A 14549-nucleotide genomic window follows, 5' to 3' on the forward strand; every position below is an offset into this window, starting at 1 on the left:
GGTCCGATGATTGCGGCAGAAATCGCGGTGGTCAAGCCCCGATGAGCGGGACATGGAGTAAGTCATCCGAGGTCTTTCCCGATAATGCCCTCTCGTCTGCAGTACGAGAGGGCATTGCCGGCCGTGCCTCAGATGTTGAAGCCCGGATGGGTCGCGAAGGCGTTGTCGATCACGAGGTTCCCGCGCTGGCGGGCCCGTTCACGCAGCGCCGACGTCGTGCGGGCGCCCTGGGCGTAGAACCACCACAGGTAGAGAGCGCCGTACATCCAGGCGCCCTCGTAACCCCACGTCGAGTCGGCGCCGCTCTTGCCCGCGCCGAACACCGAGCCCGCCGGGAAGTTCGCGTTGTGCGGCTTCCCGCCCTGATGCCGTGATTCGTGGATCAACGTCTCCGCGCGGCCGGGAACGTCCTTGGAGTACCAGAAACCCAGGTACACCTCGATCCGGTCGTCGACGAACGCCCCCTTGAACGATCGCGCGATGGCGCTGCCGTCACCGCAAAGCGAACGGAGGTCGTCGCAGTTGTCGCGGACGTAGCGGCGCGCCCAGTTCAGCATCGCCCCGGAATAGGCGTCGTTCTGGTAGTCCTGGGCCGAATAGGTCAGGAGGTAGCACGCGTTGAATGTCCGGGCCAGCGGCTTGTCGGTGTTGCACGCGTCTTCCCAGCCGAAGCCGTCGTCCCAGTAGTCCTTGTTGCCCGCGAAACCGTAGGTGTTCCAGAAATAGTCGATGTAGGTCTGATTGCAGATCGAGGCGCCGTAGAAATTGTCCCCGGTCACGTTCTTGTCCGGCACGGTGTAGCTGCAAGTGGCCATCGGAGATCACCTGTCTGTAGAAGGAATTCGTTCTGGTTCAGGAGCGCGGAGGCTCGGGCGGCGGCACGTCGTCGGTCCGCGAGTCCTTCACGTACCGGCCGCCGACGGCCTGCGGGACACCGCGGACGTCGACCCGCCGGATGTTCAGCAGACGCTCGTCCTCGGTGCCGCCGAGTTCCTCGCGCACCCGGGCGGTGAGCTCGGTGTCCCCGGTCTCGGCGATGGCCTGGACCGCCGCGCGCCGCACCGTGAACACCTCGTGCCGGACCTGCCGCAGCAGCAGTTCCTTGGCCGCGCTGTCCCCGGCGGATGCCAAGCGCGCCAACGCTTCCACGGCGGTGGTGCGGATGATCACCTCTTCGCCGACGGTGCTGATCCCGTGGGCGGGGTCGTCGGAACGCTCCGGCGGGATCGGCTGGCGCAGCACGTTTTCCAGCGCCGGGACAGTGGCGGTGTGCCGGAGGTCGGTGAGCAGCTGGACCAGGCCCCAACGCTCGAGGTACTGCTCCTCGGACAAGGCGTCGTACTGTGCGCCGAGCGCCGGGACGACGTCGTCCGCCCGCTCGCGAAGCCGGTCGAGGCTGCGCTGGTAATTGCGCTCGGCGTCCTCGCCGGACGCGGCCATGGTTTCGGCGGCCTGGGTGACGAGTTCGCCGATTTCGCTGTTCGAGAAGCTTCCCAGGCCCGAACTGCCAGGGCCCGCTTCGAGGTTGTCGCCACCCGGGCCCAAGGACGGGGTGTCGGGATTGCGTGGGGTCGGCATGAGGTTCTCCTTCGCAGCGGCGGTTATGCTGACGGAAGGAAGGAACGCGATCCGGGCCGGCAGATACCTGATTTTCCGAAAAATCGCCCCTTGGGGCAGATCGGGTTTTTCACTGCGGGAATCCGAAAAGGATTTTGCTCACCAGAAGTGCGGTGGCAGGCGAAAAGGGTTCACGGATTCCCGCGTTCGATCAATGGCGGACGTCGATGACGACGCGGTTCGGAGAGGTCAGGGTGAACACGGTGACCGGCGTCCTCGACCGGACGCCGAGACCGATGGACAAGGTGCCTTCGTAGTCGCCGGTGACCGCGACCGCCATGACATTGCGCAGATTCCGGGTCCGGAACTTCTGCGGACCGGGATAGGTGGGATTCCCGGCGGCGTCGTGCGCGGCGGCCGGGGTCGAGGTGACCGCGATGAAGAACTCGCCGGTCAGCCAGACGATTTCGCCCGAAGCATCGGCGATCAACTCGTCGACGAGGTCGTAACGGACGGCGGGAGCCGAGCCGGCGGTCAGGTCGAGCACGATCCGGTCGAATCCGGTGTTCTGGCCGGTGCGGATCCCCGTCATCGCGGGGATCGCCTGTGCCGCGGCCGAAGCGGGCGCGACCGCGGCGACGGCGCCGGTCAGCATCAGTGAAGTGGCGGCGAGCGCGCCGAGCGCGCGCCGGAGAGTGATGGCCATGGCGGGAACCTCCTGCTGGAGAGTTGGTTCCGGAAAGACGTCCGGTGTGGCGAAAAGGTTGTATTCTTCGCGCTATCGTTACTGATCGGCGAATTCACGTCGAACGATCTCGAAGTCGGCGGGGAAATGGTTTCTCACTCGATCGGCGAGCCAGTGCATGTAGCGGAGATCGCTTTTCGCGGACGCGATGAGATGCGTGAATCTCCGGTCGTCCTCCCGGTAGCCGTCGTCCTGGGAGGCGAAGACGCACTGCACGTCGGCGGGGTCGCCGCCCCAGCAAACCGCACCGAGAAGATATTGCTCGACAACGAGGTTGTAGTCCTCGAGCGGTGCGAGCCGTTGCCAGGCCGTCTGATTCCCGGCCGACTCCACCATGCGGATGGCGAGATCGGCGTAGTGGCGAAGGAGGGAGACCGCCGTGCCGCCGACGACTCCGGTGCACAACGCGGCTTCTCCGGTGTAACCGCAGAATTCCTCCGGAAGAAAGCCGCCGGTGCGCTCAGGAACGCCGCGGCGACGGCCGACGGCCGGTAGTAGCCGACGTCGGAAAGTGGTGCGTGTTCGGGATTCTGCGCGACGATCTCCCCGCCGAGCCCGTTCAACGACAGGGAAACGTCGTCGAAGGGCAGCCTCAGCCGAGTGACGAGCAGTTCGTGGCCCTGGTCGTCGGTCACCAACGCCGTAGTGGGGAAGAGGCGGGACGCGAGGCGGAACGACAGGACCCAGGACAGCGCGTGGAGGAAGTCGCTCGGCCAAGGTCTCCCGTGTTGGCGTCGATACGGGATGCTTCAGAACGACCAGACCGCCCGGCGGATCGGCTGTGCGGCCCGATCACCCGGACGGACCACGCGGACACGCGGCGGACGCCACGCCGGCTCGGTGACCTCGCCGTATCCGCCGTGCCGGGGGATCCCGGGCGCGAGCAGATGGCCGCCGATGGCGGCCGCGGTGCCGGGGTCGTATCCGTAGTACGGCATCGCGAAGTGGTTCGGGCCGGAGTGATCGAACGTTACGACGGCATTTGTCGAACCGCTCGGCTGTGGTGTACTAGTACACCTTGGGTGCGACGACCGGCGGAAGCCTTCGCCGGTTCTGATCTTTCACGGTCAGGAGGAGTTTCTTGTCGTCGAGAGTGGGAGCGCAGCCCGTGTTCCTGGAGCGCCTGCTGGTGGACGTGGAAATGCGGCGCGGGCGGGCGTATCGGCGCCTGGCGGTGCGAACCGTCGTCGCCTGTGAGAACGGCGTCGAGGGTTACGCGGCGCGGGCTCCGGCCGGGTGGACCGGCGATCCGCGGTCGATTCCCGTCAAGGCGATCTTCGGTTGCCGCGTCGAGACTTCGGCGGACGCCGTGGACCTGCGTTTCCCGAAACCCCTGCGCAAAGGGGAACGGCACGAGTTCGTTTCCCTCGTGTGCCACGACGATCCCGGCGAGGAGACGCGGTGGGTCAACGTCGACGTCGACCATCAAGGGATCGCGCCCGGTGTCGTCGACGATGAGGGCAAGGTGACCGGAGGGCTGAACGTCAGCATCACGTTCGACGACCGCGTCCCCGAGGCCTGCTGGTGGTACGCCGAACAGACCGAGTACGAGCGCATGGTCCGGCCGCCCGCCGGCGACCGGCGTCTGCTCGAAATCCGGCGAGGCGTCGTGGAGCACACGTTTCGGGGGCCATGCCGTCCACGAGAGCAGTACGGGATCGCTTTCCGCTGATAGGCCAGGGGAGTGCACATGTCCGATGAAGAGGGCCTGGAGCCACTGCTCGGCTACGCGCGCGAAGACCGGGTCGGGCTCTCGGTCGTACTCGCCGTGGCAGGAGCGAAGGTCGGCGAAGGCGCGGCCTTCACGGAGAAGACCGCGGCGCTGCTCTCGGTGGTCGACGCCCTGATCGACCGCGGCGCGGTCCCCGGCGACCTGGTGGGCGAGGATCGCGACTTCGTGGCGTGGCCGGGATCCAAGGACGAGGTTCTCTCGCGATTGGCCTGCGAGGTCAAGGCGCTGGGAGAGGTTCCGGCGACGGGGGAGCTTTGCTGGATCCACACTCCGGCCGCCACTGGGTGACGCGGCGGCTACCTCGCTCATGGCACCGCAATAGAGGATGCCGACACTGGAGCGGCGGCGCGATCTGCAAGTCAGTGATCCCGCGTTCTGCAGGTTAGCGGTAGCGCGTTTTGTCGGTTAGACTGCGACAGTGACGAGCCTGGTACAACGCAACGCAGCGCCTAGAGTAGAGGAACTACTTGCCTCGTTCCGTGTCGTTTTGCTGGGCGGAGCGCGGCAGACGGGTAAGACCACTCTGGTGCGGGACCTTCTTGACCTGCCCGGGCATGCGTGGTTCAGCTTTGACGACGAGGGCGTGCTCGCTCGGGCATCGGATGACCCTGTCGGGTTCGTCGAGGCGTTGCCACGGCCGGCCGCGATCGATGAGTTCCAGCGAGCGGGACGAGGGTTCCTTCTCGCCGTGAAGCAGGCGGCTGATCGAGATCGTACGCGAGGGCAGTTGCTGTTGACTGGCTCAACCAACTACCTGGCCGACCGTGGTTTGTCGGAAACTCTCGCCGGCCGTGCCGGTCGGCTGTTGCTCTGGCCGCTTTCCGTGGGTGAGCGGCTCGGAGTGCGAGAGACGTTCCTGGACCTGCTGTTCGAGCCGGCAAGCTGGCCTGGAAAGACCGAGGCCTTGCCTCGTGCGGACTTGGTGCGGATGCTTCTGGAAGGTGGCTATCCCGAGATCGTCACCGAGGGCTTGGTCGGACGGCAGCGTCGGAATTGGTTCGAGGCGTACGTGCACGACGTCGTATCGAGGGAAGCTCTTCGTCCCATTGCGGAGATCCGCCTGGAGGCGGAGCTCCGTCGGCTGTTGAGGCTCCTCGCTGCTCGCACGGGACAGGAACTCGTCGTCGCAGGCATCGCGGGTGACGCCGAAGTCGGTCGTGAGACGGCATCGAACTATGTCACCCTGCTGGAAGCCCTCCATTTGGTGACATTGCTACCCGCGTGGTCTACCAACATCACCAACAGGGCGAAGCGTCGCCCCAAGGTCGTGGTCGTGGACACCGGACTGGCCGCTGACCTTTGCGGGCTCGGCGAGCAGACGTTCGCCCCTGCGGCGGACGGTACCGCCGCAGGCGCGTTGTTCGAGACCTTTGTCATCACGGAAGTTCTCAAACAGGCGACCTGGAGCGAGCGAAGCGTGGACCTGTCCTACTTCCGTGACCGTGATGGAGCAGAGGTGGATCTGATCGTGGAAGACCGGCGGACTGGCGAGTTGGCAGGGCTGGAGATCAAGTTGAGCAGCACGCCGACGGCTCGCCACGCCAAGCACCTGATGATGCTGCGGGACAAGCTGGGGAGCCGATTCACGACCGGTCTGGTCGTTCATGCCGGTTCTCAAACCTTGCCGCTGGGCGACCGAATCTGGGCGGTTCCCGTTTCCGCACTATGGCGATCAGACAGCTGACTCTCTTGGTTCAAGGGCGTTCGCAGGATGTCCAAACAACACTCGGACGGCAGTCGCTAGCCCCCGATGGTGAGATGGAAGCCGTCGCGTTCGATCTCGTCTGCGTTCTTCCAGAGCGTGCCACGGTTGTTGTTGCCGACATGCACGCCGTAGCGGTCCGCGTTTGGCACCTCGGCGAACGTGAAGGTAAACGTGCGCACCCATATGCCGTCGACAAGGTTCGTGTTCTCGCCGGCAGTACGGCGTAGTTCAGTGATCGCAATGACTTGCCCGCCCTCGTTCACGAGCGTGACCTGTGAACCGTCATGAATGTCGCTGTAGCCGTCGTATCCGTTCGCGGTGGCTTTTGTGCACTTCATGTCGCATGACAGGGAGAGACTGCCGTTCACGGACGCGGTGCCCGAGGTAGTGAAGACAATGATGAGGGCGGCTGCGAGTGCGGCAGTGACAACTGCACCGATGACGATGAAGAGCGGCTTGCGGCTGCGGCGCGCAGGCTGTGGGATAGGTTCAGGTTGTGGAGACTGGTACGTGTCCGCGTCCGCAGTCATCGGTCCGCTCGCTCTCTGTAAACAGATCTTTGAGCAGCTAGACGTCCTGATCAAGGCAGGTGTTACAGGCGGCGGATCACGAGCAGGCGCCGAGGAGAACGGACCGCTTCCTTAACAGGCGGAACGGGGCACCTACTGTGTAGGCAGCCCCGTTCCGTAACGGGTTCATCGGTTCACCAGCCGCGTTCGCGCCACTCCGCCAGGTGCGGACGCTGCTCACCGAGAGTCGAGTCGTCCCCATGCCCGGGGTAGAACCACGTCTCGTCCGGCAGCTCGTCGAAGATCCGCGACGAGACATCGTCCAGCAGTGACTGGAAATCCGAAGGCGACCCGGTCTTGCCGACGCCGCCGGGGAACAGTGAGTCGCCGGTGAACAGGTGCGGGTGCCCGTTCGGGTCGCGGTACAGCAGCGCGATCGAGCCGGGGGTATGACCGCGCAGGTGGATCACCTCGAGGGTGATCTGCCCGACCTTGAGCGTGTCGCCGTGTTCGACGAGGAAGTCCGGCGGGATCGGCAGCGGTTCGGCGTCCAGCGGGTGGGCGGCGGTGTTCGAGCCGTTCGCGCCGGCGACGGCGCCGAGGGCCTGCCAGTGGTCCTGGTGCTGGTGGGTCGTCACGACGGTCCTCAGCGCGGGCCTGTCGGGGCCGTGGCCGATGAGGTCGGAGATCCGTTCCGGGTCGTTCGCGGCGTCGATCAGCAGCGCCTCGTTCTCGGCGCGGCAGACGAGCAAATACGCGTTGTTGTCCATCGGACCGACCGACAGCTTCGTGATGGTGAGCGCGTCCAGGGTGCGACGGGCGGCGTCGCCGCCCGGGTCGACATGCCCGGTGTAGGTCTCGGCGATGTTCACACCGCATACGGTAGTCGTTCGCCTGCAATCGGTTCCACCCGCACAGGCGACGCACAGGTGCACGACGTAGGCTCGCTTCGCCCCGCCAGCCGAACCACAGGACGCTCGTGCCCGACGCCTCGCCACGCGCCCCGCGCAAGATCAGCTGGGACGTCCTTCGCGTTGTAGCCGTGTTCGCGGTCATGCTCGGGCACATCACCCATCAGGGAGCACTTCTGCATCCCGAACTGGTGGGGTACCCCTTTCGGGTAACCGCTCAGTTCGGTGCGGCCGTCCTTCTGGTGATTTCCGCCTTCTTCGTGTGCGCGAGCCTGCGCAAGGGCCGGCCGGGGAAGTGGCTGTGGAACCGGGTCGCGCGGCTGGTGCCCGCGTACCTGGTGGCGGTGACCGTCACCTATGTCGTCGCCCGGTACGCGACGATCCGCTTCAGCGGTCTGCCGTTCCCACCCGGCCTCTCCGGGTTCCTGTTCGGGGTTCCGCAGGGCCCGCCGTCCGATCCGTCGCCCTGGTACATCCCCACCGGCGCCGATCTGCTCGGCAACCTGGGCATGGTCCAGGAATGGGGCTGGCGGTACGAACTCTTCTACTACCTCGACGGCGCCTACTGGACGCTGCCGGTCCAGCTCATCGCGTTCACCGCCGCGGCCCTGCTGTGGCCACGCAGGTGGCGTACCCACCGGCTCACGGTCGGGCTGCTCTGGGCGCTGATCCTGGTCCCGTTGTTCCTCCGGTTCGTCGTGTTCGACCCGGTATCCACGCCGAAGCTGGTGGAGACCTTCTACTACGGCCTCGGCCTGCACCGCGTGCACGTCTTCGCCATCGGGATCGCGATCTGGCTGTGGGCGAAACGGCGGCTGGCGCACTGGCATGTCGCGCTGTTCGTGCTCGCCGCCTGCGCCGCGCAGGACCTGCAGGTCTTCCCGTTCCATCAGGCCCTGCCGAACGATCCGGAGCGCTGGCCGTCGGCGATCGGGTTCGCGATCATGGTGCTGCTGGTGTGCCTGGCCGCGCGCGGGCCGGACTGGCGGTTCCCCGGTCTCTCCAGGATCGCCCCGGCTGTCACCTGGCTCGCGGGCATCTCGTATGGTCTTTATCTGGTGCACCAGGAACTCGGTTACATCCTGGCCCGTGCCCTGCTGAACGTCGGCGTCCCCGGCTGGCTGCGGCTCCCCATCGTGCTGGCCGCCGCCGTCCTCGGGGGCTGGGCGATCACCGCAGGCGTGGAACGGCCGGTCCACCGGTGGCTCACCGCTCGCCGGGATCGACGCGATAAGCCTGGAAAACCGCAGGTCAAGGACTCGGAACCAGTTTCTGTCGGTGGTGCCTCGTAGCATGGAGGCGGCCGCCCGTGCAGCTTTCGACCGGGCCGGCGACCGCAGCTGAGAATGAAACCTGAAGGGACCCTGGCGTGGCTGATCGCCTCGTTGTTCGCGGCGCCCGCGAGCACAACCTCCGCGGTGTGGATCTCGACCTGCCCCGCGACAGCCTGATCGTGTTCACCGGTCTGTCCGGGTCCGGGAAGTCGAGTCTCGCCTTCGACACCATCTTCGCCGAAGGGCAGCGCCGCTACGTCGAGTCGCTGTCGGCGTACGCGCGCCAGTTCCTCGGCCAGATGGACAAGCCGGACGTCGACTTCATCGAGGGCCTTTCGCCCGCGGTGTCGATCGACCAGAAGTCCACCTCGCGCAACCCGCGTTCGACCGTCGGCACCATCACCGAGGTCTACGACTACCTGCGTCTGCTCTACGCCCGCGCCGGAAAGGCGCACTGCCCGCAGTGCGGCGAGGCGATCAGCAAGCAGACCCCGCAGCAGATCGTCGACCAGGTGCTCGCGATGGAGGAGGGCACTCGCTTCCAGGTGCTCGCGCCGGTCGTGCGCGGGCGCAAGGGTGAGTACCTCGACCTCTTCGAGAACCTGCAGCAGCAGGGCTACGCGCGGGTCGTGGTCGACGGGACGATCCACCCGCTCACCGACCCGCCGAAGCTGAAGAAGCAGGAAAAGCACCAGATCGCCGTCATCATCGACAGGCTTTCGGTGAAGACGAGCTCGCGGCAGCGCCTCACCGACTCGGTCGAGACGGCGCTCCGGCTGGCCGACGGCCTGATCGAGCTGGAGTTCGTCGACCTGCCGGAGAACGATCCGCACCGCGTGCGCGGTTTCTCCGAGAACCTGGCCTGCCCCAACGGCCACCCGCTGGCGATCGAAGACCTCGAGCCGCGGTCGTTCTCGTTCAACGCCCCCTACGGCGCCTGCCCCGACTGCACCGGTATCGGCGTCCGCAAGGAGGTCGACCCGGAGCTCGTGGTCCCGGACGACGAGATGTCCCTCGGCGAGGGCGCCATCGCGCCGTGGGCAGGCGGCCAGAGCGCGGACTACTTCATCCGCCTGCTCGAATCGCTGTCGGAGACCATCGGCTTCCGGATGGACACGCCGTGGCGCAAGCTGCCGGCCAAGGTGCAGAAGGCAGTTCTGCACGGTGTCGACGAGCAGGTCCACGTCCGCTACAAGAACCGCTACGGCCGTCAGCGTTCGTACTACGCGAGCTTCGAGGGGGTCATCCCGTTCCTCGAGCGGCGTCAGGAGCAGACGGAATCCGAGTACATGCGCGAGCGGTACGAGGGCTACATGCGCGAGGTGCCGTGCCCGGCCTGTCAGGGCACGCGGCTCAAGCCGGAGATCCTCGCCGTCACCCTGGAGCACAAGACCCAGGGCGACCGGTCGATCGCCGAGGTCTGCGCCCTCTCGATCGCCGAGGCGTCGCAGTTCCTCGACGAGCTGGAGCTCGGCAAACGCGAGCAGGTGATCGCCGGCGCGGTGCTCAAGGAGATCCAAGCGCGGCTGCGCTTCCTCCTCGACGTCGGCCTCAACTACCTCTCGCTCGACCGCGCCTCCGGGACACTGTCCGGCGGCGAGGCGCAGCGCATCCGGCTCGCCACGCAGATCGGCTCCGGTCTGGTCGGCGTGCTGTACGTGCTGGACGAGCCGTCGATCGGGCTGCACCAGCGCGACAACCACCGCTTGATCGAGACCTTGGTCCGCCTGCGGGATCTCGGCAACACGCTGATCGTCGTCGAGCACGACGAGGACACCATCCGCTCCAGCGACTGGGTGGTCGACATCGGCCCCGGCGCCGGTGAGCACGGTGGCCACATCGTCCACAGTGGACCGTACAAGAAGATCCTGCGGAACAAGGAGTCGATCACCGGCGCGTACCTGTCGGGCCGCACCAAGATCGAGGTCCCGGCGATCCGGCGCCCGATCGACAAGAAGCGTCAGCTGACCGTCGTCGGCGCGCGCGAGCACAACCTGCGCGGTCTCGACGTGTCGTTCCCGCTCGGCTGCCTCGTGTCGGTCACCGGTGTCTCGGGTTCCGGGAAGTCCACGCTGGTCAACGACATCCTCGCGACCGTGCTGGCGAACAAGCTCAACGGCGCGCGCCAGGTCCCCGGCCGTCACACGCGCGTGAACGGGCTGGCCAACGTGGACAAGCTGGTCCGCGTCGACCAGTCGCCGATCGGCCGCACCCCGCGGTCCAACCCGGCGACGTACACCGGCGTCTGGGACCACGTGCGCAAGCTGTTCGCCGCGACCACCGAGGCGAAGGTGCGTGGTTACCAGCAGGGCCGGTTCTCGTTCAACGTCAAGGGCGGCCGGTGCGAGGCCTGCGCCGGTGACGGCACGATCAAGATCGAGATGAACTTCCTGCCGGACGTCTACGTCCCGTGTGAGGTCTGCAAGGGCGACCGGTACAACCGCGAGACCCTCGAGGTGCACTACAAGGGCAAGACCGTCTCCGACGTGCTGAACATGCCGATCGAGGAGGCGGCCGAGTTCTTCGAGCCGATCAAGGCGATCCACCGGCACCTGGCCACCCTCGTCGACGTCGGCCTCGGCTACGTCCGGCTCGGGCAGCCCGCGCCGACCCTGTCGGGCGGTGAGGCGCAGCGCGTCAAGCTCGCCAGCGAGTTGCAGAAGCGGTCCACCGGCAAGACGGTCTACATCCTCGACGAGCCGACCACGGGTCTGCACTTCGAGGACATCAGCAAGCTGATCGGCGTGATCAACGGGCTGGTGGACAAGGGCAACACGGTGATCGTCATCGAGCACAACCTCGACGTCATCAAGACCTCGGACTGGATCATCGACATGGGCCCCGAGGGCGGTTCCGGCGGTGGCACCGTGATCGCGGAGGGCACGCCGGAGCACGTCGCTTCGGTGGAGGAGAGTTACACCGGTCAGTTCCTCAAGACCGTTCTCGCGTGAGGGCTCGTGAGTGGTAAGGGCGGTTCTAACCGTCCTTACCACTCACGAGAGGTGACCCACCAGGCCGCCGCCACGCTTGGTCGCCCCTGCCCAGCCGCTGTGGCTGGTGGTGTTGTTGGGGCTGCGGGTGGCGATCGTGGAGTCCGTGAAGGGCTCCTTCCCTACCTTCAGGGTAGGCAAGGAGGCCTTCACGGACCCTGTGACGACCTGGCCGCCACGTTCAGTAGCGATGGCCTGGGTGGCAAGAGTGAGCTTGCGGACGAGGGGCAGCGTGGTCCTGAGTGTCCACAAAGGACGCCTTATCAGTCCAGAGTGACCGATTTAGGAACTTTGTGTATCTCCGCGTGAGGTCGTGAGTGGCAAGTGGGGTTCTAACGACACTTGCCACTCACGACCCCCTTGGAAAACCGGTCATACGAGCATCAAACAGGCATCCGATCGTCAGGAACTGTCCTGTGTGGACACTCAAGGTGCAGGAGGGCGCCGTCGGCGCCCGTGGCTCGCGGTCTCACCACGACACGGTTGACTTTCGGCTCAATAACCGTCCTTACCACTCACGAGGTCCAGCACCGGCGAAGCGGGCCCGTAGTAGAAGGCGCGCAGCCGGTAGGAGGCGCCTTCTTCGCCCGGCATGGTGGCGAGCCCGGCCGACGTCGTCCCCGGATCGGAGACCTCGATCGGCACGAACTCGGCCGCGCCGGGTTTCTTGATCTCCACCAGGAAGCCGTCCTCGTCGCTGGAGTGATCGGTCCAGGTGAATCGCACCATCCGTTCCGGCGCGGGCTCGGCCCGGAACGACGCCGGGGCGGCCGATCGGTCGCCCGCCCGCAGCGGTACGACGGGGCCGGAAGGGGCGGGAGTCGCGGGGCCGGAAACCGTGACGGCGTCCGAAACGGCGCCGTAGAAGGGCCGGATCCGGTAGTAGAACCGCGTTTCCGGCATCAGGTCCGGATGCCGGTAGCTCGTCTGCCGGGGCGGCACGAACTGCAGGATCGTGTATTCGCCATGCGGATCGGTGGTGTACTCGACGATCCGCCCCGCGACGTCCGGATCGTCGTCGGGCCAGCTCAGGTCGACGTTCACCGGATCCGTCAGCGTCGCGGTGAAGCGGGGCTCCTCCGCGCAGCCCGAAACGAAAGCGACAGCCAGCAGAACGGCCACGAGTTTCCTTGGCACGCCCAGACCCTCCCGGGAATCAGGCGGCGGCGGAATCCGGAGGCGTCAGCATACGAGCGCGTCCGGTGATCGACAAGACCCGGTTGAACCGCATCCCCGTGCCGCCCGTGTGGGAGGCAAGAGGAGGCGGCCATGGAGAACCGAGGAGAGGCCGGTGCCGATGCACAGTTCGATCGCGGCGGGCGCCGAACGATCCACTCTGCCCCTGCGGGTTGCAGTACTGTCCTCGCCGACCCAGAAGACCGTCGGGAGGACGCGAGTGGCGATCGGAGGCTGGCGGCCCAAAAAGGCCAAAGGCGAGGACTTGGTCCGGCACTTGTACGCCGAACACGGGCGAAGCCTGCTGGCGTACGCGACGAGGCTGACCGGGGACCGCGCGGCCGCGGAGGACGTCGTGCAGGAGACCCTGGTCCGGGCCTGGAAACACGCCGAAGACCTGCAGAACGACGCGAAGGGATCGGTGCGGGGCTGGCTGCTCACGGTCGCCCGGAACATCATCACCGACCGCGCGCGGGCCAGGGCGGCGCGGCCGCCGGAAGTGGCGGAGCCCGAGGAAGGCGTGCCCACCCCGGCGGTGGAGCGGGATCACGCGCAGAGCGTCGTGGACTCCATGGCCGTGCTCGGCGCCATGGACGGCCTGTCCACGGAACATCGTGAGGTGCTGGTGGAGATCTACTACCGGGGCCGGACGGTGGCCGAAGCGGCGCGATCCCTGGGGGTGGCCCCGGGTACCGTTAAATCGAGATCTTATTACGCGTTACGGGCGCTCAGAGCCGTGATGTCCGGACCCGGGAAGGAGGTAGCGCGATGAGTGCGGTGGGACACGACCAGGGCCAGCTCGCCGCCTACGTCCTCGGCGGGCTCACTCCGGCGGAAGCGGCCACGTTCGAGACACATCTGGCGAACTGCCCCACGTGCCGTCGTGAGGTGCGTGAGCTGGCGGAGCTGCGTCATCACCTCGACGAGGTGCCGCCGGAGGCGTTCCTCGAAGGACCGCCCGACGGGGGAGATCTGCTCTTGCAGCGCACGCTGCGTCAGGTTCGCGAAGAAGAGGGCACCCAGGAGCGCAGGCCTCGGCGGCTTCTCGCCGTCGCCGGCGCGGCCGTGCTGGTCGTGGTGGCGCTCGGCACGGGCGTGCTGGTCGGACGGCAGACGTCGCCCGAACCTCCGACGGTGGCGTTGCCGGTGCCGACGGCGACCGCTCCGGTGCCCGGCACCCGCGACCTCGCGGCGACCAACCGGGACACGGGCGTGCAACTGGCCGTCCGGGTGGTCCCGGCCGCGGGCTGGGTGCGGCTGCACGCCAAAGCGGCGGGTGTCCGCGAAGGCGAGAAGTGCGCGCTCATCGTGGTGACCAAGAGCGGAGAGCGGGTCAACGCCGGTAGCTGGCTCGTTTCGGAGAAGGGACAGCGCGAGGGCACCGGTGTGGACGGTTCCGCGTTGGTCGCCCCTGGTGACGTGGCTTCGGTCGACGTCGTGACCATGGACGGCCGGAACCTGGTGTCGGCGCGGGTATGACGGGTTCGCTCGCGGGTCGCGGAGGCGGTTGGTACCGCTTCCGCGACACGTGGGTGCTGCCCGCGTCGCCCAAGGCGGTGTTCGACGCCGTCGTCGACTTGGCCGCGTATCCGTCGTGGTGGCGCGACGTACGTTCGGTCAGCCGGGTCGACGAGGACACCGCCGAACTCGTCTGCCGTTCCAGGTTGCCGTACGCGCTGACCGTACGGATGCACCGGGATCGGCAGGACGAGCGTGAGGGCCGGCTGCGAGTGCTGCTCAGCGGTGACCTCGAAGGGACGTTGGCCGGTGCGCTGATCGCGGTGGGCGACGGCACCAGACTGGAGATCACGCAGGAGGTCGAGGCGCGGAAACCGTTGCTGCGCAAGCTCGATCGTGTCGCCAGGCCGGTCTTCCGGATCAACCACGCGCTCATGATGCGCCGGGGACACCACGGATTGCGCGGGTATCTGGGGGCTTCGGCGGGTTAGA

General features: G+C 66.8%; 16 protein-coding genes and 1 pseudogene. 8 read left to right on the forward strand and 9 right to left on the reverse strand.

The features are described 5' to 3' along the window. Positions 1-128 precede the first annotated feature (128 nt). From ACIRGA_RS09510 to ACIRGA_RS09535, 6 genes and pseudogenes are all read right to left on the reverse strand, one after another. Positions 129-815 carry a hypothetical protein gene (locus tag ACIRGA_RS09510; RefSeq protein WP_360123521.1) on the reverse strand — a complete coding sequence of 229 codons (687 nt, stop codon included), beginning with the start codon at positions 813-815 and terminating at the stop codon, positions 129-131. A gap of 37 nt (positions 816-852) precedes the next feature. Beyond that, positions 853-1578, reverse strand: a complete 726-nt coding sequence (locus ACIRGA_RS09515; protein WP_400938625.1) for a HEAT repeat domain-containing protein — start codon at positions 1576-1578, stop codon at positions 853-855. Positions 1579-1768: 190 nt separating this feature from the next. Then, complete coding sequence (locus ACIRGA_RS09520) at positions 1769-2263, reverse strand: hypothetical protein (RefSeq protein ID WP_400938628.1); 495 nt, start codon at positions 2261-2263, stop codon at positions 1769-1771. 78 nt (positions 2264-2341) lie between these two features. Next, entirely contained in the window at positions 2342-2707 is a 366-nt protein-coding gene (locus ACIRGA_RS09525) for a DUF6734 family protein (protein WP_400938631.1), read from the reverse strand. 206 nt (positions 2708-2913) lie between these two features. Further along, positions 2914-3048 (reverse strand): annotated as a pseudogene (locus ACIRGA_RS09530) (hypothetical protein); the annotation flags it as partial. Positions 3049-3051: 3 nt separating this feature from the next. Continuing rightward, entirely contained in the window at positions 3052-3240 is a 189-nt protein-coding gene (locus ACIRGA_RS09535; RefSeq protein ID WP_400938634.1) for a hypothetical protein, read from the reverse strand. Positions 3241-3383: 143 nt separating this feature from the next. Here ACIRGA_RS09535 and ACIRGA_RS09540 point away from each other — a divergent pair, with 143 nt between their 5' ends. The 3 genes from ACIRGA_RS09540 to ACIRGA_RS09550 all read left to right on the forward strand — a co-directional run bounded on the left by ACIRGA_RS09540 (position 3384) and on the right by ACIRGA_RS09550 (position 5718). Beyond that, entirely contained in the window at positions 3384-3974 is a 591-nt protein-coding gene (locus ACIRGA_RS09540) for a hypothetical protein (RefSeq protein ID WP_400938636.1), read from the forward strand. Between the two features lie 18 nt (positions 3975-3992). Beyond that, the gene (locus ACIRGA_RS09545; protein ID WP_400938639.1) at positions 3993-4322 is read left to right on the forward strand and encodes a hypothetical protein; all 330 of its coding nucleotides are present in this window, start codon (positions 3993-3995) and stop codon (positions 4320-4322) included. A gap of 130 nt (positions 4323-4452) precedes the next feature. Next, on the forward strand, positions 4453-5718 hold the full coding sequence (locus ACIRGA_RS09550; protein WP_400938641.1) for an ATP-binding protein: 1266 nt from the start codon (positions 4453-4455) through the stop codon (positions 5716-5718). A 56-nt stretch (positions 5719-5774) separates the two neighbouring features. On the opposite strand, the gene ACIRGA_RS09555 is transcribed toward ACIRGA_RS09550, so the two are convergent. Both ACIRGA_RS09555 and ACIRGA_RS09560 read right to left on the reverse strand, forming a co-directional pair. Beyond that, entirely contained in the window at positions 5775-6269 is a 495-nt protein-coding gene (locus ACIRGA_RS09555) for a hypothetical protein (protein WP_400938643.1), read from the reverse strand. Between the two features lie 173 nt (positions 6270-6442). After that, complete coding sequence (locus ACIRGA_RS09560; protein ID WP_400938646.1) at positions 6443-7120, reverse strand: MBL fold metallo-hydrolase; 678 nt, start codon at positions 7118-7120, stop codon at positions 6443-6445. A gap of 107 nt (positions 7121-7227) precedes the next feature. Here ACIRGA_RS09560 and ACIRGA_RS09565 point away from each other — a divergent pair, with 107 nt between their 5' ends. Continuing rightward, entirely contained in the window at positions 7228-8451 is a 1224-nt protein-coding gene (locus ACIRGA_RS09565; RefSeq protein ID WP_400938649.1) for an acyltransferase family protein, read from the forward strand. 77 nt (positions 8452-8528) lie between these two features. Further along, on the forward strand, positions 8529-11384 hold the full coding sequence (gene uvrA / locus ACIRGA_RS09570; protein ID WP_063273341.1) for an excinuclease ABC subunit UvrA: 2856 nt from the start codon (positions 8529-8531) through the stop codon (positions 11382-11384). A gap of 534 nt (positions 11385-11918) precedes the next feature. Here uvrA and ACIRGA_RS09575 read toward each other — a convergent pair. Beyond that, the gene (locus ACIRGA_RS09575) at positions 11919-12545 is read right to left on the reverse strand and encodes a fibronectin type III domain-containing protein (protein WP_400938653.1); all 627 of its coding nucleotides are present in this window, start codon (positions 12543-12545) and stop codon (positions 11919-11921) included. Positions 12546-12819: 274 nt separating this feature from the next. Here ACIRGA_RS09575 and ACIRGA_RS09580 point away from each other — a divergent pair, with 274 nt between their 5' ends. Genes ACIRGA_RS09580 through ACIRGA_RS09590 form a run of 3 tightly spaced genes read left to right on the forward strand, consistent with a single transcriptional unit; the run spans position 12820 to position 14548 of the window. After that, on the forward strand, positions 12820-13371 hold the full coding sequence (locus ACIRGA_RS09580) for a sigma-70 family RNA polymerase sigma factor (RefSeq protein WP_199746609.1): 552 nt from the start codon (positions 12820-12822) through the stop codon (positions 13369-13371). Further along, on the forward strand, positions 13368-14078 hold the full coding sequence (locus tag ACIRGA_RS09585) for an anti-sigma factor family protein (RefSeq protein ID WP_400938655.1): 711 nt from the start codon (positions 13368-13370) through the stop codon (positions 14076-14078). The genes ACIRGA_RS09580 and ACIRGA_RS09585 overlap by 4 nt, the downstream gene beginning before the upstream one ends. Next, complete coding sequence (locus ACIRGA_RS09590) at positions 14075-14548, forward strand: SRPBCC family protein (protein ID WP_400938657.1); 474 nt, start codon at positions 14075-14077, stop codon at positions 14546-14548. Before ACIRGA_RS09585 ends, ACIRGA_RS09590 begins: the two co-directional genes overlap by 4 nt. The last annotated feature ends 1 nt before the right edge of the window (position 14549 follow it).

The organism is Amycolatopsis sp. NPDC102389 (genome assembly GCF_044765885.1).
In the GTDB taxonomy this organism is placed as follows: Bacteria; Actinomycetota; Actinomycetes; order Mycobacteriales; family Pseudonocardiaceae; genus Amycolatopsis.

Bases quoted from the DNA above. Each gene is read 5' to 3' on its own strand.
- ACIRGA_RS09510 (WP_360123521.1), bottom strand. From the start codon at position 815: ATGGCCACTTGCAGCTACACCGTGCCGGACAAGAACGTGACCGGGGAC.
- ACIRGA_RS09515 (WP_400938625.1), bottom strand. From the start codon at position 1,578: ATGCCGACCCCACGCAATCCCGACACCCCGTCCTTGGGCCCGGGTGGC.
- ACIRGA_RS09520 (WP_400938628.1), bottom strand. From the start codon at position 2,263: ATGGCCATCACTCTCCGGCGCGCGCTCGGCGCGCTCGCCGCCACTTCA.
- ACIRGA_RS09535 (WP_400938634.1), bottom strand. From the start codon at position 3,240: ATGCCGTACTACGGATACGACCCCGGCACCGCGGCCGCCATCGGCGGC.
- ACIRGA_RS09545 (WP_400938639.1), top strand. From the start codon at position 3,993: ATGTCCGATGAAGAGGGCCTGGAGCCACTGCTCGGCTACGCGCGCGAA.
- ACIRGA_RS09555 (WP_400938643.1), bottom strand. From the start codon at position 6,269: ATGACTGCGGACGCGGACACGTACCAGTCTCCACAACCTGAACCTATC.
- ACIRGA_RS09585 (WP_400938655.1), top strand. From the start codon at position 13,368: ATGAGTGCGGTGGGACACGACCAGGGCCAGCTCGCCGCCTACGTCCTC.
- ACIRGA_RS09590 (WP_400938657.1), top strand. From the start codon at position 14,075: ATGACGGGTTCGCTCGCGGGTCGCGGAGGCGGTTGGTACCGCTTCCGC.